Source organism: Streptomyces sp. NPDC046197, assembly GCF_040646295.1.
GTDB lineage: Bacteria > Actinomycetota > Actinomycetes > Streptomycetales > Streptomycetaceae > Streptomyces.
The window spans coordinates 1-19,346 of sequence record NZ_JBEYZY010000012.1 but is presented as its reverse complement, the minus strand read 5'-3'; the positions used below and the strand labels follow the sequence as shown (position 1 = coordinate 19,346).

Annotated in this window: 20 protein-coding genes; 10 read left to right on the top strand and 10 right to left on the bottom strand. The window is 72.5% G+C overall.

The window, feature by feature from the left end; genetic code table 11:
- Positions 1-3 precede the first annotated feature (3 nt).
- Positions 4-1,167 carry a glycoside hydrolase family 64 protein gene (locus tag AB0A61_RS18435; protein ID WP_361293256.1) on the top strand — a complete coding sequence of 388 codons (1,164 nt, stop codon included), beginning with the start codon at positions 4-6 and terminating at the stop codon, positions 1,165-1,167.
- 506 nt (positions 1,168-1,673) lie between these two features.
- The gene (locus AB0A61_RS18430; RefSeq protein WP_361292870.1) at positions 1,674-3,176 is read left to right on the top strand and encodes a metallophosphoesterase; all 1,503 of its coding nucleotides are present in this window, start codon (positions 1,674-1,676) and stop codon (positions 3,174-3,176) included.
- Between the two features lie 89 nt (positions 3,177-3,265).
- On the opposite strand, the gene AB0A61_RS18425 is transcribed toward AB0A61_RS18430, so the two are convergent.
- Entirely contained in the window at positions 3,266-4,237 is a 972-nt protein-coding gene (locus AB0A61_RS18425; RefSeq protein ID WP_361292868.1) for a TauD/TfdA family dioxygenase, read from the bottom strand.
- A 172-nt stretch (positions 4,238-4,409) separates the two neighbouring features.
- Between AB0A61_RS18425 and AB0A61_RS18420 the strand changes: the two genes are divergently transcribed.
- Positions 4,410-5,021: a DNA polymerase ligase N-terminal domain-containing protein gene (locus AB0A61_RS18420; protein WP_361293254.1), complete on the top strand. Its 612-nt coding sequence runs from the start codon at positions 4,410-4,412 to the stop codon at positions 5,019-5,021.
- Positions 5,022-5,044: 23 nt separating this feature from the next.
- Positions 5,045-6,067 carry a non-homologous end-joining DNA ligase gene (ligD, locus tag AB0A61_RS18415; RefSeq protein ID WP_361293252.1) on the top strand — a complete coding sequence of 341 codons (1,023 nt, stop codon included), beginning with the start codon at positions 5,045-5,047 and terminating at the stop codon, positions 6,065-6,067.
- 93 nt (positions 6,068-6,160) lie between these two features.
- On the opposite strand, the gene AB0A61_RS18410 is transcribed toward ligD (AB0A61_RS18415), so the two are convergent.
- Positions 6,161-6,628: a peroxiredoxin gene (locus AB0A61_RS18410; protein WP_361292866.1), complete on the bottom strand. Its 468-nt coding sequence runs from the start codon at positions 6,626-6,628 to the stop codon at positions 6,161-6,163.
- Entirely contained in the window at positions 6,625-7,005 is a 381-nt protein-coding gene (locus AB0A61_RS18405; RefSeq protein ID WP_361292864.1) for a hypothetical protein, read from the bottom strand. The genes AB0A61_RS18410 and AB0A61_RS18405 overlap by 4 nt, the downstream gene beginning before the upstream one ends.
- Positions 7,006-7,254: 249 nt before the next feature.
- Here AB0A61_RS18405 and ligD (AB0A61_RS18400) point away from each other — a divergent pair, with 249 nt between their 5' ends.
- Together ligD (AB0A61_RS18400) and hemC are read left to right on the top strand one after the other, a co-directional pair.
- Positions 7,255-8,238 carry a non-homologous end-joining DNA ligase gene (gene ligD / locus AB0A61_RS18400; protein ID WP_361292862.1) on the top strand — a complete coding sequence of 328 codons (984 nt, stop codon included), beginning with the start codon at positions 7,255-7,257 and terminating at the stop codon, positions 8,236-8,238.
- Positions 8,239-8,378: 140 nt separating this feature from the next.
- Entirely contained in the window at positions 8,379-9,314 is a 936-nt protein-coding gene (gene hemC / locus AB0A61_RS18395; RefSeq protein WP_361292860.1) for a hydroxymethylbilane synthase, read from the top strand.
- Between the two features lie 39 nt (positions 9,315-9,353).
- Here hemC and AB0A61_RS18390 read toward each other — a convergent pair whose 3' ends face one another.
- The 4 genes from AB0A61_RS18390 to AB0A61_RS18375 form a co-directional block, all read right to left on the bottom strand.
- Complete coding sequence (locus AB0A61_RS18390) at positions 9,354-9,884, bottom strand: hypothetical protein (RefSeq protein WP_361293250.1); 531 nt, start codon at positions 9,882-9,884, stop codon at positions 9,354-9,356.
- 235 nt (positions 9,885-10,119) lie between these two features.
- Complete coding sequence (locus AB0A61_RS18385; protein WP_361292858.1) at positions 10,120-10,980, bottom strand: ABC transporter permease; 861 nt, start codon at positions 10,978-10,980, stop codon at positions 10,120-10,122.
- Positions 10,940-11,821, bottom strand: a complete 882-nt coding sequence (locus AB0A61_RS18380; RefSeq protein WP_361292856.1) for an ATP-binding cassette domain-containing protein — start codon at positions 11,819-11,821, stop codon at positions 10,940-10,942. Before AB0A61_RS18380 ends, AB0A61_RS18385 begins: the two co-directional genes overlap by 41 nt.
- Positions 11,818-12,273: a MarR family transcriptional regulator gene (locus AB0A61_RS18375; protein WP_361292854.1), complete on the bottom strand. Its 456-nt coding sequence runs from the start codon at positions 12,271-12,273 to the stop codon at positions 11,818-11,820. The genes AB0A61_RS18380 and AB0A61_RS18375 overlap by 4 nt, the downstream gene beginning before the upstream one ends.
- A gap of 440 nt (positions 12,274-12,713) precedes the next feature.
- Between AB0A61_RS18375 and AB0A61_RS18370 the strand changes: the two genes are divergently transcribed.
- The gene (locus tag AB0A61_RS18370) at positions 12,714-13,526 is read left to right on the top strand and encodes a SigB/SigF/SigG family RNA polymerase sigma factor (protein WP_361292852.1); all 813 of its coding nucleotides are present in this window, start codon (positions 12,714-12,716) and stop codon (positions 13,524-13,526) included.
- Positions 13,527-13,588: 62 nt separating this feature from the next.
- Here the strand turns inward: AB0A61_RS18370 and AB0A61_RS18365 are convergent, their stop codons facing one another.
- Entirely contained in the window at positions 13,589-13,921 is a 333-nt protein-coding gene (locus tag AB0A61_RS18365) for an ANTAR domain-containing protein (protein ID WP_361292850.1), read from the bottom strand.
- A gap of 167 nt (positions 13,922-14,088) precedes the next feature.
- On the opposite strand from AB0A61_RS18365, the gene AB0A61_RS18360 reads away from it, so the two are divergent.
- Entirely contained in the window at positions 14,089-14,892 is an 804-nt protein-coding gene (locus tag AB0A61_RS18360) for a VOC family protein (RefSeq protein ID WP_361292848.1), read from the top strand.
- Positions 14,893-15,031: 139 nt separating this feature from the next.
- On the opposite strand, the gene glgX is transcribed toward AB0A61_RS18360, so the two are convergent.
- Entirely contained in the window at positions 15,032-17,143 is a 2,112-nt protein-coding gene (gene glgX / locus AB0A61_RS18355; RefSeq protein ID WP_361292847.1) for a glycogen debranching protein GlgX, read from the bottom strand.
- Between the two features lie 32 nt (positions 17,144-17,175).
- Positions 17,176-17,688: a pep a2 gene (locus tag AB0A61_RS18350; RefSeq protein WP_361292845.1), complete on the bottom strand. Its 513-nt coding sequence runs from the start codon at positions 17,686-17,688 to the stop codon at positions 17,176-17,178.
- 319 nt (positions 17,689-18,007) lie between these two features.
- On the opposite strand from AB0A61_RS18350, the gene AB0A61_RS18345 reads away from it, so the two are divergent.
- Together AB0A61_RS18345 and AB0A61_RS18340 are read left to right on the top strand one after the other, a co-directional pair.
- On the top strand, positions 18,008-18,337 hold the full coding sequence (locus tag AB0A61_RS18345) for a DUF5133 domain-containing protein (RefSeq protein ID WP_361292843.1): 330 nt from the start codon (positions 18,008-18,010) through the stop codon (positions 18,335-18,337).
- A gap of 70 nt (positions 18,338-18,407) precedes the next feature.
- The coding region (locus tag AB0A61_RS18340) for a maltotransferase domain-containing protein (RefSeq protein WP_361292841.1) at positions 18,408-19,346 on the top strand (939 nt) is incomplete at its 3' end.

The window sequence follows — 19,346 nt, the reverse complement described above, 5'->3', positions numbered from 1 at the left end:
GGGCTGGGCACACCGGCCCCCGCCGAGGCCACGTCCGCCGGCGAGGTCACGTCCGCTGCCGAGGCCGCGGTGCCCGCGACCCTTCCGCTGAAGATCACCAACAACTCCGGCCGCGACGACCGGCTCTACATCTACGACCTCGGCACGTCCCTGACCACCGGTCAGCAGGGCTGGGCGGACGTGAGCGGCACCTTCCACCCGTGGCCGGCCGGCGGCAACCCGCCCACGCCCGCGCCCGACGCGTCGATCCCGGGGCCGGCCGCCGGGCAGTCGGCGACCATCCGCATCCCCAGGTTCTCCGGCCGGATCTACTTCTCGTACGGCGAGAAGCTCGTGTTCAAGCTGACCACGGGCGGGTTGGTGCAGCCGGCCGTGCAGAACCCGAGCGACCCCAACCGGAACATCCTCTTCAACTGGTCCGAGTACACGCTGAACGACTCCGGGCTGTGGCTCAACAGCACCCAGGTCGACATGTTCTCCGCGCCCTACGCGGTCGGCGTCCAGCGCTCCGACGGGAGCACGACCAGCACCGGCCACCTCCGACCGGGTGGCTACAACGGCGTGTTCAACGCGCTGCGCACGCAGCCGGGAGGATGGGCCGGCCTGATCCAGTCGCGGGCCGACGGCACCGTGCTGCGAGCGCTCTCGCCCGGGCACGGCCTGGAGACCGGGGGCCTGCCGAGCGGCGTGCTGGACGACTACGTCAGCCGGGTCTGGCAGAAGTACGCCTCGACGACGCTCACCGTCACCCCGTTCGCCGACCAGCCGAACACGAAGTACTACGGCCGTGTCTCGGGCGGCGTCATGAACTTCACCAACGGCTCCGGCACGGTGGTCACCAGCTTCCAGAAGCCGGACGCCGACAGCGTCTTCGGCTGCCACAAGCTGCTGGACGCGCCCAACGACGCGGTGCGCGGCCCGATCTCCCGCACCCTGTGCGCGGGCTTCAACCGCTCGACGCTCCTGGCGAACCCCGACCAGCCGGACCCCACGACCGCGAACTTCTACCGTGACGCGGTGACCAACCACTACGCGCGGATCATCCACGCACAGATGGCCGACGGGAAGGCGTACACGTTCCCCTTCGACGACGTCGGCAACCAGGAGTCCCTGGTGCACGACTCCGACCCCCGGCAGGCCTACCTCACCCTCGACCCCTTCAGCTGAGCCGAACCGGGGGGCCCGCCGGGATGCGGCACGCGCACGTACGGGTCGCGGGCCGGGGCCCGCGGAGAGCCGGCGGTCGTCGCGGTCCGCGACCGCAGGGGCGAGAGGGGGGAGTTCATCGAAGCGGACCTCGGTGAGGCCGACGCGGCACGGCGGCGGCGACGCGGCCGAGCCGGGGGCGCTCGGCCCGGGGACCCTCGGCCTGCGAGGACGTCGGGCCGGGCGGGCGGCGGACCCGCAACAGCCGAGCCGGAGGCGGTCGACCAGCGAACCCACCGAGCCGGGCGGGCGCTCGACCCGCAAGGCCACCGAGCCGGGGGGCGGCCGCCCCGCAAGGCCGTCGCGCCGCGCGGCGGCCGATGTGTCGGCCTCCCCCACCATCGCGACGGGTGCGCGCCGCCCCCGCAACTCCGTCCGCGCGCCCGGACCACGCGTTCGCGTACGGGAGTTGATCTCGGGGGGACCCCCTCGGACCGTGCGAGGGCGTCGTTGTTACGGTGCACCGCGTGTCTGAGTCCTCACGCGATACCGTCGAAGGCGCCGGATGGGCAGCCGCCGAGCGCGGCACATACCGGCAGCTCATGCCCGGCAAGGTGGAGAAGCTGTCCTGGCTGAACCCCAGAACACTGTGGGCGGCGCGCAACGGTGTCGTCGCGTCCTGGTTCGGGGACCCCACCGGCCGTACCCGCAGCCGCTGGGTGGCCGAGCGGGTTGCCGCCGGTGCCCCCGCCGACAAGGTGATCCGGCGCGCGGACCCGGACCGCTTCTCCTTCATGGTCGTCGGGGACACCGGTGAGGGCGACGACCCGCAGTACGCGGTGGTCCCTGGCTTCCTGAAGGTCGCTCAGGGCACCTCGTTCGCCGTGATCGCCAGCGATGTGATCTACCCGGTGGGCAGCACCGACGACTACGGCACCAAGTTCTTCCAGCCGTACCGGGACTACCCGGCGCCGATCTACGCGGTCCCCGGCAACCATGACTGGTACGAGGACCTCGGCGGCTTCATGCGGGTCTTCTGCGGCGACGCCCCGCCCCTGCCGCCCGAGCCGGCGCCCCACGCGCTGAGCCGCGCCTGGTGGCGGGCGCTGCTGTGGCACCGGCCTCGCCCGGCCGACGAGCAACGCCTCGCCCAGGCGCGGAGCTTGCGGTCGGCCCCGGCCCAGCGGGCCGTCCAGCCCGGGCCGTACTGGGCCATCGACACCGGTCCCGTGCGGATCATAGGTATCGACACGGGCCTGCTCGGGACCATCGACGCCGAGCAGGGTGCCTGGCTGCGCGAGGTGTCTCAGGGACCCCGCCCGAAGATCCTCATCACCGGCTCGCCCCTCTACGTGGACGGCGAGCACCATCCCTGCGCCATCGAGGGCGGCGGCACCGTCGACGACATCGTCCGCGACCCGGCCCACCGCTATGTGGCGGCGATAGGCGGCGACATCCACAACTACCAGCGCTACCCGGTGAACGTGGACGGCCGCACCCTGCAGTACGTCGTCTCGGGTGGCGGCGGCGCGTTCATGCACGCCACCCACACCATCCCGCGGGTGTCGGTCGCGAACGTCACGGAGTCGGACTTCCGCTGCTATCCGCTGCGCGGGGACTCGCTGGCCTTCTACAGCCGGCTGTACGGCCGTCGGCTGCGGCTGCGCCGCTTCTTCACGCTCACCGAGGCCGAGGCGACGGCCGTCGTCGCCGAGCGGCTCGGCGTGCCGCCCACCCGCGCCCCGGGCTCGCCCGTCCGGCTCACCCGGCGCGTCCGCCTGGTGGCGAGTCTGCTGGGCGCCGGCCGGCGCCCCGACCGCCCCTCCCGCCTCCGTCTGCCGGTGCGCAAGATCTACACGCAGTTGTTCTCCCCGGGCTCGGCCACCTACAGCCCGCCGTTCTTCAAGTCCTTCCTGCGCCTGGACGTCACCCCGGAGGCGATCCGGCTGCGCTGCTTCGCGGCGACCGGCAACCGCGCCCAGGAAGTCGACCCGCCGGTCGAGGACGAGGTGACCATCCCCCTGGTCTGACCGGGCGGCCGACGGTACAACGGCGCCGACGGCACAGCAGCGTCCCGCGGCGCACCAGCGGCCGGCGGCCTCACCAGCGGCCGGCGGCGTCACCAGCGGCCGGGCTCACTCCCCACCAGCGGCTCCGACGGCCTGCCCGCCACACCGACCGGCACGTCGCCCGCGAGCATCACCCGGTGCATGATCCGCGGGAAGCCGAGATGGGCGTTGTCACTCGGTGCGAGGTGGATGGTGGCCCGGTTGTCCCAGAAGGCCACGCTGCCCGGCTCCCAGCGGAACCGGACGGTGTACTCGGGCCTGACCGCCTGCTCCAGGAGCATCTGGAGGATGGCCGCGCTCTCGGCCCGGGACAGTCCCTCGATCTGCTCGACGTAGTAGCCGTTGACGAACAGCACCCGCTCCCCCGTCTCCGGGTGGACCCGCACCAGCGGGTGCACGGTGGCTGTCTGATGGTCCAGCAGATGCCGCACATACGCGTCGTCGCCGGCCCGGGGCTGGTAGCCGACCCCGAGCCGGTGCTCGGCGCGCAGGCCGTCGAGGAAGGCACGCACCGGCGCGGACAGGCCGGCGTAGGCGGCCGCCAGGTTGGACCAGGTCGTGTCACCGCCGTAGGGCGGGACACTCTCGGCGCGCAGGATCGTCGCGGCGGGCGGGTCGATGCGGGCACCGTGGTCGCAGTGCCAGCCGCGCAGCAGCGAGTGCCGGCGGCGCCGCAGCCACTCGTCGTGGTCCATGCCGAACCGTCCGCCCAGCTCCAGCCGGTCGGCGGTCGTCTCCACCTCGGGAACGTCCGCGGGCGAGGCGCCGCCGCGGCGCCGGAGCACGACGGGCTCGCCGAACCGCCGCGCGAACGCCACGTGCCGCGCGTGGTCCAGCCGCTGCCCGCGGAAGAACACCACCTTCCAGCGCAGCACCGCCGCGCGGATCGCCCTGACCTGGGCGTCGTCGAGGTCACCGGCCAGGTCGACACCGGTGATCTCCGCTCCGAGGTGCCCCGCGACCGGCGTCACCTCGACACCGGCGATCCGCTCGGTCCCCGCCGCACCCGTGTCCGTCGTCATGCGCGCTCCGGTGGTCGTCGTACCGCTCCACGGAGATCGTGACAGTCTTCGCGCCGGGCGGCGACAGGGCACCGGGCCGCGAAGAGGAGTTCCGACCGGCGGGACCGGCGTTGGACCGGGTCGGCGAGGGGTACTCGGTGCCCACGGGTCGGTCGTGCGGAAGGGAGCCGAGGTGGGCGAGGAGCGGCTGGGCGAGTACCGCGGCAAGCGTGACTTCGCGCGGACCCGTGAGCCGTCGGGGCAGCAGGCGGCCGCCGGTCGCGAGCACCGCTTCGTGGTGCAGATCCACGACGCGCGCAGGATGCACTTCGACTTCCGGCTGCAGGTCGGCGACGTGCTGAAGTCCTGGTCGATCCCGAAGGGTCCCTCCGGCGACCCGCACGACAAGCGGCTCGCCGTACCCACGGAGGACCATCCGCTGGAGTACGAGGACTTCGAGGGCGTGATCCCCGAGGGCGAGTACGGCGGCGGCACGGTGATCGTCTGGGACCACGGCACCTACGAGCCGCTGAGCCACGACCGCAGGGGGCGGCCCGTCGACTTCGCCGAGTCGCTGGAGCGAGGGCACGCCACCTTCCGGCTGCACGGCTCGAAGCTGCACGGGGAGTACGCGCTCACCCGCTTCCGCGGCGGCCGGGGCGACGGCGAGGAGGAGGCCTGGCTGCTGGTGAAGAAGGGCGGCGGACGGGCGAACGGGCACGGCACGCCCGATCCCCGCCGGGCCCGTTCGGTCCGCACCGGCCGCACCCTCGCCCAGGTCGCCGCGGAGGGCGGCGAGGAGTGAGCGGCGTGGCGGACTCGGCGGACGTGGCGGGCCTGTTCGCCGGCGTCCCGGCCGAGCGGCGCCGGCTGCTGCGCACGGCGCCGCCGGGCGCGGACCTGGCGGCCCGGCCGATGCTCGCCACGCTCAGTGACCGGCGGGACTTCGCCGGTGGATGGATCTTCGAGCGGAAACTGGACGGGGTCCGGGTGCTGGCGGTCCGCGAGGGCGGCCGGGTGCGGCTGCTGTCGCGCACCGGGCAGCACCTGGACGCCACCTGGCCGGAGACCGTCGCGGCGCTCACCGAGCAGGAGTGCGCGGACTTCACCGTCGACGGCGAGGTGGTGGCCTTCTCCGGCGGCCGCACGGACTTCGCCCGGCTCCACCGGCGCATGGGTCTGACCCGCCGACGCGACATCGAGGCCAGCGGGGTGGCGGTGACGTACTACCTCTTCGACCTGCTGCGGGTGGAGGGCACCGACACCACCCGGCTGCCGCTGCGCACCCGCAAGTCCCTGCTGCGGCGCGCGCTCACCTACCGGTCACCGCTCCGGCTGACCCCGCACCGCAACGAGGGCGGCGCCGATCTGCTGGCCGCCTCCCGTGCTCACGGTGGGGAGGGCCTGATCGCCAAGCGCGCCGACAGCTCCTACCGGCCGGGGCGGTCCGGCGACTGGCTCAAGCTCAAGTGCGAGCAGGGTCAGGAGTTCGTCGTCGGTGCCTTCACCGAACCGGCCGGCAGCCGGGTGGGGCTCGACGCGCTGCTCCTGGGGTACTACGCGGACGGCCGGCTGCGGTACGCGGGCAAGGTCGGCACCGGCTTCGACCGGCGTACGTTGCTGAGTCCGCGCGAGCGCCTGGACGCCCTGCGTGTGCCCGAGCGGCCGTTCGACGGCCCCGTGCGCGAGGCGCGCGCCCGCTGGGTTCGGCCGGAGCCGGTCGCACAGGTGGCCTTCACCGAGTGGACCCGCGACGGCATGCTGCGCCATCCGCGCTTCCCGGGGCTGCGGGACGCCAAGAGCCCGCGGGAGGTGGTGCGGGAGCGCCCCTCCGGATCCGCGGGCCGCTGAGCCGGCCGCCGCCGGGCGAGGCCGCTTCGACCGCTCTCGCCGCGCGTCGTGGCAATGATCCCGGCGGTGCCATGACGGCGACCACGACGACGGTCAGTCCCGTCGGGCGCGCAGGGCCGCCAGTGCCCGGTCGGCGTGGGTGTTCATGCGCAGTTCGCTGTGGACGACCTCCAGCACCGTGCGGTCCTGGCCGATGACGATGGTGACCCGCTTGGTGGGCGCCAGTGAGAGGCCGCGCCGCACGCCGAAGCGCTCGCGCACCGTGCCGTCGGCGTCGGACAGCAACGGCATCCCGAGCCCGTGCCGCCCCGCGAACTCCTGCTGGCGGTCCACCGAGTCACCGCTGATCCCGACGGGCCGCGCGCCCACGGCGGCGAACTCGGCTGCCAGGTCACGGAAGTGGCAGGCCTCGGCGGTGCAGCCGGCGGTCAGGGCCGCGGGGTAGAAGAACAGCACCACCGGCCCCTCCTCGAGCAGTCCGGACAGCGTCCGGGTCGTGCCCGTCTCGTCGGGCAGCGCGAAGTCCCCGACCCGGTCGCCGACTTTCACGGTCCCCGTCACGACCTGGTCTCCGCACCCCTGGCGACACCGCGGGCCCACAGCACGAGGGGCACCTGGAGGGGCAGTCGCCCGAGGGCGGCCGCCTTCTGCGGGGCCGGCCGGTGCCGCCAGTCGACGGCCATCTTCACGTTGGCCGGGAAGACGCCGACGAAGAAGGCGGCCGTGGCCAGCGCGGCCGTCCGTCGGGTCCGGGGCAGCGCCAGACCGGCGGCCAGTGCGAGTTCGGCGGCTCCGCTGGCGTAGGTCCACTTGCGGGCGCTGCCCGGCAGGGCGCGCGGCACGATCGCGTCGAACTGCCGGGGGGTGGCGAAGTGGGCGGCACCCACCGTGGCCAGCAGGCCGGCGAGCAGCAGGGGCGAGCGTTCGGACCGGGGCACGGTTCCTCCTCTGGTGACCTGCCGCGCGATATTACCGGACAGTTATTACCGGACAGTAAGACGCAGGCGAAGAGGGGCTCCGCGTTTCCGGAGCGGGCGGTTGCGGGCCGTCGTCGTCATCGCCCGCCGGCCCGGCTCCGTGCCCCCGTCGGACGGGCCTCGACAGGCGTGCGCGACCCGGGAGCCCGTTCAGGCGAAAGTCCCCGGAGGGCGGCTTGGCGGCCTGCCCGGTGCGTCGACAACTCAGGCGTGACCTTGCCGTTGATCCCTCCCATGCTCGCCACGTCGGGCACCCTGCCGCCCGCCGCGCAGGACGCGCGCTGGGCGTACGAGACCAAGCAGGACGGCCAGCGCGCGGTGGTCTATCTGGAGGGCGACGGCAGCCTGGTGCTGCGCGCCCGCTCCGGCGAGGACATCACCGCGGCGTATCCCGAACTGCGGCCCCTCGGCCATGCCCTGGGCGCCGTGCCCGCGATCCTGGACGGGGAGGTCCTGGCCCTGGACGAGGAGGGCCGGGCGAGCTTCCAGCTGCTGCAGAGCCGGATGGGCCTGGCCCACGCCCCGGCACGGGCAGCGCGCCGGGCGGCTCAAATCCCCGTCCACCTCGTGCTGTTCGACGTCATGCACCTGGGCGGCCGCTCCCTGCTGACACTCCCCTACGCCCGGCGCCGGGAGCGGCTGGAGGCACTGGGTCCGGCGGGGCCGTACTGGTCGACACCGGCGGCCGTCGTCGGCCACGGCGCCCAGGCCCTGGCCGCCACCCGGGAGCACGGTCTGGAGGGCCTGGTCTGCAAGCGACTCGACTCGGTGTACGAGCCGGGCGTGCGCTCCCGGGCCTGGATCAAGATCCGCAACATGCGCAGCGAGGACGTCGTCGTGGGCGGCTGGCTGCCGGGCAAGGGGCGGCTGACGGGTCTGCCGGGCGCGGTGCTGGTCGGCCAGCGCGGGGGTGGGCGGCTGCGCTACGTGGGAAGTGTGGGCACCGGCTGGAGCGAGGCCGAACGGCGCGAACTGGCCGCGCTGCTCGGTGCCCTGGCCACCGACGTGTGTCCCTTCGACCCCGTACCGTCCGCGCCCGGGGCGCACTGGGTGCTGCCCCGGCTGGTCGGCGAGGTCCGCTACAGCGTCCGCACCCGGGCCGGAATGCTCCGTCAGCCGTCCTGGCTGCGGCTGCGCCCGGACCTCGCACCCGAGGACGCGGCGGCCGACCTGCCGGACGACACGGGCGGGTGACGCCGGTCGGAGACCGGCCGTTGGGCAGCACCCGGGGCCACCGCCCCGGCCGGCCCGCCGTTCGAACTCCCGCGCGGCCTGCCGGGCATGTGTGGGCGTACGGCGTCCGAGTGCCGTGCCGACGGTCTATCGTGTCCCGCATGTCCGTCCCCGAACTGATCCGCGTCGTCTCCCGCGACTCGCCCATGGCGCTCGCCCAAGTGGAGCGTGTCCGCGCCCAGTTGGCCGCCCTGTACCCCGGTGTGCGTACCGAGGTGGTGCCGGTGAAGACCACCGGCGACAAGTGGCTGGGCGACCTGTCGAAGGTCGAGGGCAAGGGAGCCTTCACCAAGGAGGTCGACGCCGCGCTGCTGGCGGGCGAGGCGGACCTGGCGGTGCACTGTCTGAAGGACGTACCCGCCGACCGGCCGCTGCCGGCGGGTACGACGTTCGCCGCGTTCCTGAAGCGGGACGACATCCGTGACGCCCTGGTCCACCCCGGTGGCCTGACGCTCGACGAACTGCCGGCGGGAACCCGGATCGGCACGTCCTCGGTGCGCCGGATCGCCCAGTTGGCGGCCACCCACCCGCACCTGGAGTGCGTGCCGATGCGCGGCAACGCCAACCGGCGGCTGGAGAAGCTCGCGGCCGGTGAGGCGGACGCCCTGCTGCTGGCCGCGGCCGGGCTGGAGCGCATCGGACGACAGGACGTGGTCAGTGAGGTGCTGTCCCCCGAGACGATGATGCCGCCGATCGGTGCCGGGATCCTGGTCCTGCAGTGCCGGGAGGGCGACACCGCGCTCATCGACGCCGTCGGCGGGCTCGCGGACCGGGACACCTATCGCGCGGCCACCGCCGAGCGGATGTTCCTGCACGTACTGCAGGGGCACTGCAACAGCCCGATCGCCGGCTACGCGCAGGCCGACCGCGGCGGGGAACTGTCCCTGCGGGCCTGTGTGTTCACCCCCGACGGCAAGACCCGGCTGAACGCCCACGAATGGGCGGGCCGCCTGGACGAGGCCACGCTCGGCACCTCGGTCGCCGTGGCCCTGCTGCGTCAGGGCGCCCGAGAGATCATCGACGGCATCCCGCACTGAGGCGGGAGGGCGGTCGCGGTCGCCGGTCGCCGACGGACGTCAGCCGGTGGCGCCGGGCTCGGCCTGGTCGCGCAGGAAGTTGCTCACCTGGTGCGCCAGTCCGCCCGGCCCGCCGGGGCAGTGGGTGCCCGCCGCCACGGACTCCTCGTGCACGCCGATGCCGCCCGTCCACAGCCGGCGGTCGGTCCACTCGTCGTCCACCCGGAGCTGGACCTGGACGTCCACCTGGGACAGGGAGGCCTCGGGGGCGGCCGCGTACAGGACCGCGGTGGCCCGGCGCAGCGGGTAGACGTCGTAGCCCTCGATGAACTGCGAGTTGCGCCAGTCGACGAACGCGCTCTCCCCGTCGGGCCCGATCCGCACGTCGATCTGACCGTCCTCGAGATGGATGCCGAAGTGCCGGCCGCCGCGGTTCTCGACTGTGACACGGACCCGGAAGTACGTCAGCCCCTCGGCGGCGTCGTCACGTCCGCGCGGCGGCTCGGCCGCCTCCAGACGGTGGACGCGGACCCGCAGACCGGCATGCTCGTCGTACTCCTGCCAGTCCCCGACCACGTTCGGCTCGTACACAATGCACCTCTCGACTTCCAAGATGTGCTTCCTATCTGTGGCCTCTGCACACTGTCAAATGAGCGGAATGGGCCGTGGCCAGGGAATTCCCCTTCTTTGATCGCTGATCAAGCCGTGCGCAGCAGGAATCGGCCGCCGGGCCGTCACCGCCCTTGCCGCCGGCGTGCCGCACATCACGTCCGGGGACGCCCGCCACGAACCGGTCGGCCGGTTCCGGCAGCGGGCCGGGACTCCGTCAGCGCGCCAGTCGCCCCAGCAGGGCCGAGGCCGCCGTGACGCCGAGGGCGGCGGCCACGACCAGCACCCCGAAGTCGGCGGCCAGGTGCGCGTGCGTGCCGAGCAGCAGCCCGCGCAGCGCGTCGACCTGGTAGCTCAGCGGGTTGGCCCTGCTGACGGCCTGGAGCCAGCCGGGCATCACGGCCACCGGGTACAGGGCGTTGGAGCCGAAGAACAGCGGCATCGTGATCGCCTGCCCGATGCCCATCAGCCGGTCGCGGCTGAGGACGATGCCGGCGATGCTCATCGACAGGCAGGAGAAGAACGCCGAGCCGAGGATCACGGCCGCGGCCACGGCGAGCAGCCGCAGTGGGTTCCAGGTCAGCGCCACGCCCAGGACGGCGGCGATGACGATCACGACGACCGCCTGGATCAGCGACTTCACACCGGCCGCGAACGCCTTGCCGGTGATGAGGGCCGAGCGCGGGGTCGGCGTGACCAGCAGCTTGTCGAGGACCCCGGCATCCCGCTCCCAGATGATCTGGATGCCGTAGAAGATGGCGATGAACATCGCGGACTGGGCGATGATGCCGGGCGCCATGTAGTCGATGTAGGGGATGCCACCGGTGGGTATCGCGCGGATCCGGGTGAAGGTCTGACCGAAGATCAGCAGCCACAGGGCGGGCTGCACCGCCCGGGTGTACAGCTCGGTGCGGTCGTGGCGCAGCTTCTGCAGTTCGACGGCGCACATGGCGGCGATCCGGGCGGGCAGCAGCCGCCAGCCCGCGCGGGGCCGCGGCGGCTGCACCAGGAGGCCGATGCCCGTCTCGTGAGCCGGCTCAGCCGACACGGTTGGCGGTGCGGCGGGTGCTTCGGACATCGCGGAAATCTCCTGAACTGTCGTCGAGGCCGCTGCCGGCCACGTCACGGAAGACGTCCTCCAGCGTGGGCGGCGCGTCCGTGGACTCCCCCTCGGTACGACGCCGCTCACCGAGTCCCGCCCGGAGCTCCGCGGGGGTGCCCAGGGCCCGGATGCGGCCGCGGTGCATCAGGCCGACCCGGTCGCAGTACTGGTCGGCCTCGTCCATGTAGTGCGTGGTCACCAGCACGGTCATGCCGGTGGCGGCGCGGACGGCGTTGATGTGCCGCCACACGCCGGTGCGGGCGATCGGGTCCAGGCCGATCGTCGGTTCGTCGAGGATCAGCAGGCGTGGCGCGCTGACCAGGGCCTGGGCGAGTTCGAGACGGCGGACCATACCGCCCGAGTAGGTTTTCGCCAGCCGGTCGGCGGCGTCCGTGAGGTCGACCGCCGCCAGGGCCTGGGCGACCCGTGCGGCGCGCTCGCGGCGGGGGACGTCGAAGACGCGGGCGAACAGAGCGACGTTCTCCCGGCCGGTGAGGGAGGCGTCGGCGGACAGTTGCTGGGGCACGTAGCCCAGCAGGCGGCGAACCGCCATGCGGTCGTCGGCGGCGTCGTGGCCGAAGACGTGCACCCGGCCGGGCGGGACCGGCAGGAGGGTCGTGATGCAGCGGATGGCCGTGGTCTTCCCGGCGCCGTTGGGGCCGAGCAGCCCGAACACCTCGCCCGGCCGTACGGACAGGTCCAGGCCGTCGACGGCGTTGGTCGCGCCGAAGGCGTAGGCGAGCCTGGTGCAGGCGACGGCGTCGGCCGGTCGGGCGGCGGTGTCGGCCGGTTTCGGGGCGGCGGTGTCCCGCGTCATGGTCGGTCGGCCTCCTCGTGCAGGTTGTCGGCGAGTCGGAGCAGGGCCGGGATCGCCGCGCACAGCGCCTGCCGGTCCGCCTCGTCGAGCCGGTCCAGCTGGCCGCGTACGAGCGCGGTGCGCCGTTCGTGCCAGTCGCGCATCCGGGTCTCGGCCGCCCTGGTCAGCAGCAGCCGGGCGGCCCGCCGGTCGGCCGGGTCCGTCTCGCGCAGCAGGTAGCCGTCCCGGACGAGTTGGTTGACCAGCGTCGACACGGAGTTGCCCGCCAGATGCAGTTCCTTGGCGGCCTCCGAGACACCGATGCCGGGGCGGGTCTCGACCAGGCGCAGCAGTTCGACTTCGGCACCGCGCAGCCGCGGCACGGTCAGCCCGGCGCGGAGCCGGCGCCGGATCAGTCGCTGGACCCCGACGAGCGCGTCGGCCAGTTCCTCGGGAAAGGTCTCCGAGTCCACGGGCAAGAGATTACTTCTGCAGCAGAGGCAATCCACCCAAGGCCGGGTCAAGGTACGAGGACGGTGCGGGGCGGAGCCGACGGCACCGGACCGGGAGGGCGCGGAGGCACGGCAGCACGGAGCCGCAGAGACGCAGAGACGCGGAGGCGCAGAGCCACGGAGGCACTGAACGACCATTCTTGCGGTAATTGAAATGCGCAGTCTTTCGGTGCCATTCGGCGCAAGCGGTCGACAATTCGAAATCACCGGGTCGCTCACCGTCACACAATTTGCGGAATCGCTTGGAACTCGATTAATTAGGTAATAGGAAATCCCAGTGCTTCGGACAGGAGGCACGTCCGTGGGAGCCGGCGCGCCGGGCCCCGCCGTTCCTCCGCTTGGTCCGAGCCGCGCGCCTCCCAGGTCCGTCCATCGAGCACCTGCTGAGGGAGGCGCATCCTATGCGTACCACCGGCAGAACGAAGGCCCATCCGCACGACGACGCCCCCGACACGGCAGTGGCGTTCGAGCGACTCGCGCGACTGCCCGACGGCCCCGAACGCAAGGCACTCAGGGACGAACTGGTCCAGGTGTGGCTGCCCATGGCCGAACGGATCGCCGTCCGCTTCCGCGGCCGCGGCGAGGCGCTGGAGGACCTGTACCAGGTGGCGGCTCTCGGCCTGGTCAAGGCCGTCGACCACTACGACCCCGCCCGCGGCTACGCCTTCGAGGCGTACGCCGTGCCGACGGTCACCGGGGAGATCAAGCGGCACTTCCGCGACCACATGTGGACGCTGCACGTACCCCGCCGGGTCCAGGACCTGCGCAACCGCGTCCGGCGCGCCGCCAAGGAGCTGGCGCAGACCACGTCGGGGCGGGCCCCGACGGTCGCCGAGATCGCCGAGTACGCCCATCTGAGCGTGGGCGAGGTGCGCACCGGGATGGAGGCCCTGGACTGCTTCGCCGCGCTGTCGCTGGAGGCCGAGGTACCGGGCACCGAGGGCTACGCGCTCGGCGACGGGCTCGGCGAGACCGACCCGCACTACGACCTCGTGGTGGACCGGGTGGCGGTCAGGCCCTGTCTGGAGGCACTTCCCGAGCGCGAACGCACCATCCTGTACCTGCGCTTCTTCCGGGGCATGACGCAAAGCCGGATCGCACAGCAGCTCGGCATCTCGCAGATGCACGTCTCGCGGTTGCTCAGTGGCTGCTTCGCGCAACTGCGCGAGGAGCTGCTCGCCGAGAGCGAGGAGCTGCTCGCCGAGACCGGCTGAGCCCCGCAACGGCGCCCGCCCGTCCGACCCCGCGGGCCGGTGCCGGCGCCGCCGGAGAGGGCTCACTCCGGCGGCGCCCCCGGAATCTGCGTCGGGCCGTAGCGCTCGAGCGCGTCCTGCAGCTCCGTCCGGATTTCCCCGGGCATTTCTCCGGTACGGCCCCAGATCACGACCAGCTCCGCAACGTTGCGCAGCTTGATGTTCGTGTGCTGGGAGACGTCCTTCAATATCAGCCAGCCCAGGTCCGGGGTGACCCGGCCGAGCGCGACCACCATGCCGATCGCCTGGTCCACGACGGCGTGCGAGGTCACAGCCTCCTTCAGCTGCTCGATCTCCGCCTGGAGCTCCAGTAGCCGGTCGGCCTCGTCACTGGGATCGCCCGGTGTTCGTCCCACGGATCCATCCTCGTCACTGGAACGCGCCTTTACCAGTGCCGACGACGACCGGGGCCCGCCCCCCGTTTCACCGACGCTCGACGGGCACTCGGCAGGCGCCCTGCGGGGTTCTGGTTGGACACTGGTCGTAGACCGGTGGCCACCAGTCTACGAGACCAGGACGTGCCATGAACGACGACACGACATTCTCCGGCCCTGCCACGGACGTCGTCTCCACCCACTCGGTGTGCGGCGCTCCCTGCTGGGTGAGCCTGACCAGTCGCGATCTGGAGGCCACGGAGGAGTTCTACACGGCCCTGCTGGGCTGGCAGTGGCGCTCGGCCAAGCTGGGCGACCGCTTCCGGATCGCGCTGGCCGACGGATCGCCCGTCGCGGGGATCGCCGCGGTGGCCTCCATGTGGCAGATGGCGGTCGCCTGGACGCCGTACTTCGCCGTGCCGAGCGCCGACGAGGCCGTGTCCCGGGCGCAGGAACGCGGGGGGACGGCCGCGGTCGGCCCGATCTCCTTCCCACCCGGGCGGGCCGCCCTGCTGGCCGACCGGGACGGCGCGACCTTCGGCATCTGGGAGGGCGACCTCTTCACCGACTGGGAGACCTGGCGCAAGGCCGCGCCGGCCTTCATCCGGCTGCACACCCGCGACGCGTTCGACGCCGCGATCTTCTACGGCGAGGTGCTGGACTGGGCCTCGGAGCGCCCCGGCTGCTGCGAGGTCCGCTACGAGGCCAACGAGGTCGTGCTGCGCAGCCACGGGGAGATCGTGGCCCGCATCGAGTCGGGAGCGCTGGAGGCGGCCCCCGATCCCACGATCCGGCCGCACTGGCAGGTCCACTTCCGGGTGGCCGACGTGGCCGCCTGCGCCCGGGCCGCGGAGATGCACGGTGGCAGCGTGCTGCGGGAGGGCGCCGACGAGGCTGTGCTCCGCGACCCCGACGGCGCCCAGTTCACGGTCACCTCGCGCCGCGAGGCCTGAGCCGGTCGCGCCGGTCGTGCTGCGACGTCTGAGCCGGCCTCTGCCGTCGTGCTGCGACGCCTGAGCCGGCCTCTGCCGGTCGCTCCGGCTGCGGCAGGGCGCCCTTCGGGGGACGGTCCCATCGCCGACCCGCTCCCGGTCAGCGATCGGTCCTCGGCGGCCGTGACAGCAGCACGAGACTGCGCGCCTCCACCCGGAGCGTCCCGCCGTGCTTGTGCTCCGTCTCGTCCGGCGAACCCTCCGGTTCGGCGGTGTCGACGAGCGTCGTCCAGCGCTCACCGTAGGCGGCGCCGGGCAGGTGGAAGTCGACCGGTTCCCAGTAACCGTTGAGCAGCAGCAGGAAGGAGTCGTCCACGACGGGTCTGCCCTGCGGGTCGGGTTCGGCGATGGCGTCGCCGTTGAGGAAGGCCGTCACCGAGTGCGCGTCGGAGCGCTGCCAGTCCTTCTCGGTCATCTCGCGACCGTCCGGCAGCAGCCAGACCAGGTCGGGCAGCGGCTGGTTGTCGCGGGTCGCCGTCTGCCCCTGGAAGAAGCGGCGGCGGCGCAGTACGGGGTGCGCGGCGCGCAGGCCGATGAGGTGGCGGGTGAAGTCCGTCAGGGCGCGCTGGGCGTCGGTCGCCCGCCAGTCGACCCAGGAGACGTCGTTGTCCTGGCAGTAGGCGTTGTTGTTGCCGCGCTGGGTACGGCCGAGTTCGTCGCCGTGGCAGAGCATCGGGATGCCCTGCGAGAGCAGCAGCGTGGCCAGGAAGTTGCGCTGCTGACGGCCCCGCAGCCGCAGGACCGCCGGATCGTCGGTCTCGCCCTCCGCCCCGCAGTTCCAGGAACGGTTGGCGCTCTCGCCGTCCCGGTTGCCCTCGCCGTTGGCCTCGTTGTGCTTGTCGTTGTACGAGACGAGGTCGCGCAGCGTGAATCCGTCGTGCGCGGTGACGAAGTTGACGCTGGCGCGCGGCCGGCGCCGGTGGTGGGCGTACAGGTCCGGCGAGCCGGTCAGCCGCGAGGCGAACTCGCCGAGCGTGTGGTCCTCGCCGCGCCAGAAGTCGCGTACGGCGTCCCGGTACAGGCCGTTCCATTCCGACCACAGCGGCGGGAAGTTGCCCACCTGGTATCCGCCCTCGCCGACGTCCCACGGCTCGGCGATGAGCTTCACCCGGCTGATCACCGGATCCTGCTGGATCAGGTCGAAGAACGCCGACAGCCGGTCCACCTCGTGGAACTGCCGGGCCAGCGTGGCCGCAAGGTCGAAGCGGAAGCCGTCGACGTGCATCTCGGTCACCCAGTACCGCAGCGAGTCCATGATCAGCTGCAGCACGTAGGGGTGCCGCATCAGCAGGCTGTTGCCGGTGCCGGTGGTGTCGTAGTAGTGCCCCCAGTCGCCGTCGACGAGGCGGTAGTACGAGGCGTTGTCGATTCCCCGGAAGGACAGTGTCGGACCCTTCTCGTTGCCCTCGGCGGTGTGGTTGTACACCACGTCGAGGATCACTTCGAGCCCGGCCGCGTGCAGCGCTTTGACCATCGACTTGAACTCGGTCACCTGCTGCCCCCGGGTGCCGTGGGCGGCGTAGGCGTTGTGCGGGGCGAAGAACCCGATGGTGTTGTAGCCCCAGTAGTTGGTGAGGCCGCGGCTCTGCAGCACACCGTCCTGCACGAACTGGTGCACCGGCATGAGCTCGATGGCGGTCACGCCCAGCGAGGTCAGGTGCTCGATGACCGCCGGGTGGGCCAAACCGGCATAGGTGCCGCGCAGTTCGGTCGGGACGTCGGGATGCTTACGGGTCAGTCCGCGTACGTGTGCCTCGTAGATCACGGAGTCCGCGTACGGCCGCCGGGGCGGGCGGTCGTCGCCCCAGTCGAAGGCCGGGTCGGTGACCACGCCGAGCATCGTGTGCCCGGCGCTGTCGGCCGGATCCGGGCCGCCCGGCGCTCGCTCGTAGAGCGAGGGATGGTTGTCGATCTGCCCGTCCACGGCTCTGGCGTAGGGGTCCAGCAGCAGTTTCTTCGGGTTGCACCGCTGACCGGCTGCCGGGTGCCAGGGGCCGTGCACCCGGTAGCCATAGCGCCGGCCCGGTCCGATGCCGGGCAGATATCCGTGCCACACGAAGCCGTCGGCCTCGGTCAGCCGGACATCGCGATGCCTGCCGTCGTCGTCCACGAGGACGAGGTCGACACCTTCGGCGACCTCGCTGAACAGCGCGAAGTTGGTGCCTTCCCCGTCGTACGCGGCGCCCAGCGGATAGGGGTAACCGCTCCACACGGGTACCCCTTTCCGGCGTGGCCGGCGCCGGGTCACCGGACCGCCTCCAGCACGGCCTGCACCCCGCTCGCCGGGGAGGCGACTGCGGTGACGGGCACCTCGCGGGGCGTCTGCAGGCCCTCCCGCAGGTTGGGCGAGGGCGCCTTCGGGACCAGCGGTTCACGCTGACCGGTGCGGGCCCGCCGCGAGAACCAGATGATCTTGCTGCCGGTGTCGGAGGCGCAGCAGCCCCAGCCGTCGCTCATGGCCGCGATGCGGGTCAGGCAGCCGCGCAGGTCCAGGTCGGGACGCAGGTTGTGGTCGTTGCCCCCGACGGCGGTGATGAGGTGCTGGCCGTTCCACCACATCTCGATGGACGTGTACTTGTCGGTGGCGTGCTGGTCGATGGCCTTGAGCAGCATCTCGGCGCCGCCGCAGACGGGTTCGACGAGGTCCTCCAGGTCCCAGAACCGGAGGTGCGCGGCCAGAATGCGCCTGACCTGTCCGACCCGTTCCGGGCTGACTTCCACGTCGAGGTGGTAGTAGCAGGGCACTGCGGTCTTCATCGTCGTTGGCTCCTCACCGGCGCGGCTCGCGCTCCCCTGCCGCCCCCTGCGGGCGTGGCCCCGATCGCGGAGCGTGAGCACGTGTTGCCTCTGAGTCAGATCCACACTGAGCGCACTACGCCATTCGTGCAACACGAGCAGCTCCCGAGCAGGTCGGAGGGCTGGTTGAAGATCCAACAGGACGGAGTGTCGTTGAACGTGCACCATGAGTGAAAGTCTCGATCGAGCGCCGTGACGGGACCGTGTCCCTGCGTGCGCGGCCACCGCCCCGACCGTGGGGAGACGTGCCGTCGAGCGTTTCCGAAAGGTGAACGGCGCCATGCTGCTACCCGCCAAAGCCGAAGTCGCCCGGCATCTGCGGCGTTACCGGGCGTGGGAACGCGCGATGCTCGCGTCGCCGGACGACCGCACCCTGCGGGCCACCTTCGAGGACTCCGGCTACACGCTGTGCGTGCTCATGGGCAAGCGCTGCGCGCGGGAGGCGGCGGACGCGGCGGAGCGCTATCTGCGCACCCCGCTCGTCACCTACCTGCGCGAGCAGAGGAGCCGCCCGCGCGTGAGCGTCGTCGCCCGACGGCGCCTGCCGAAGACGGCGAAGACGGCGAAGACGGCGAAGACGGCGAAGAAACGTTCCCGCGCCGGGAGGTAGCCCCTCCCGGCACAGTCCGCATCCCCGGCCGGGCGCGAGCCCGGCCTCGAGCAGGGTGGAGGTGACACCGATGAGCTCGACCCCGGTCATCGGCCGTATCCCGGTGCGGGACGTCCGCCCGGCCGTGGAGTGCGGCCGACGCCCGGCCAAGGCGGTCGTGGGCGAGTCCTTCCAGGTCACCGCCACGGTGTTCCGAGAAGGCCACGACGCGGTGGCCGCCAACGTCGTCCTGACGGATCCGGAGGGCCGCCCGGGCCCCTGGACCCCGATGCGCGAGCTGGCCCCCGGCACCGACCGCTGGGGGGCCGAGGTCGCACCGGGGACGACCGGGCGCTGGACCTACCACGTGGAGGCCTGGAGCGACCCGGTCACCACCTGGCGCCACACCGCTCACATCAAGGTCCCGGCCGGCATCGACACCGGGCTGGTGCTGGAGGAGGGCACCGACCTCCACACCCGGGCGGCGGCCGGCGTTCCCGAGGGACCGGAGCGCGAGACGGTGCTCGCCGCCGTCGAGGTCATGGAGGACGACTCGCTGCCGGTCATGACACGCCTCGCGGCGGCGTTGACGCCGGAGGTGGACGCGGTGCTGGCCCGGTATCCGCTGCGGGAGTTCGTCACCGTCTCACAGCCGCTTGAGCTGCTGGTGGAGCGGGAGCGGGCCCTGTACGGCTCCTGGTACGAGTTCTTCCCGCGCTCGGAGGGTACCGCTGAGCAGCCGCACGGCACCTTCCGCACCGCCGCCCGCCGGCTGCCCGCGATCGCCGCCATGGGCTTCGACGTCGTCTACCTGCCCCCGATCCACCCCATCGGCACCACCTTCCGCAAGGGCCGCAACAACACCCTGGACCCCGCACCGGACGACGTCGGCGTGCCCTGGGCGATCGGCTCCCCCGAGGGCGGCCACGACAGCGTCCACCCGCAGCTGGGCACCCTGGAGGACTTCGACGCGTTCGTGGACCGGGCCCGGAAGGAGGGCCTGGAGATCGCCCTGGACTTCGCCCTGCAG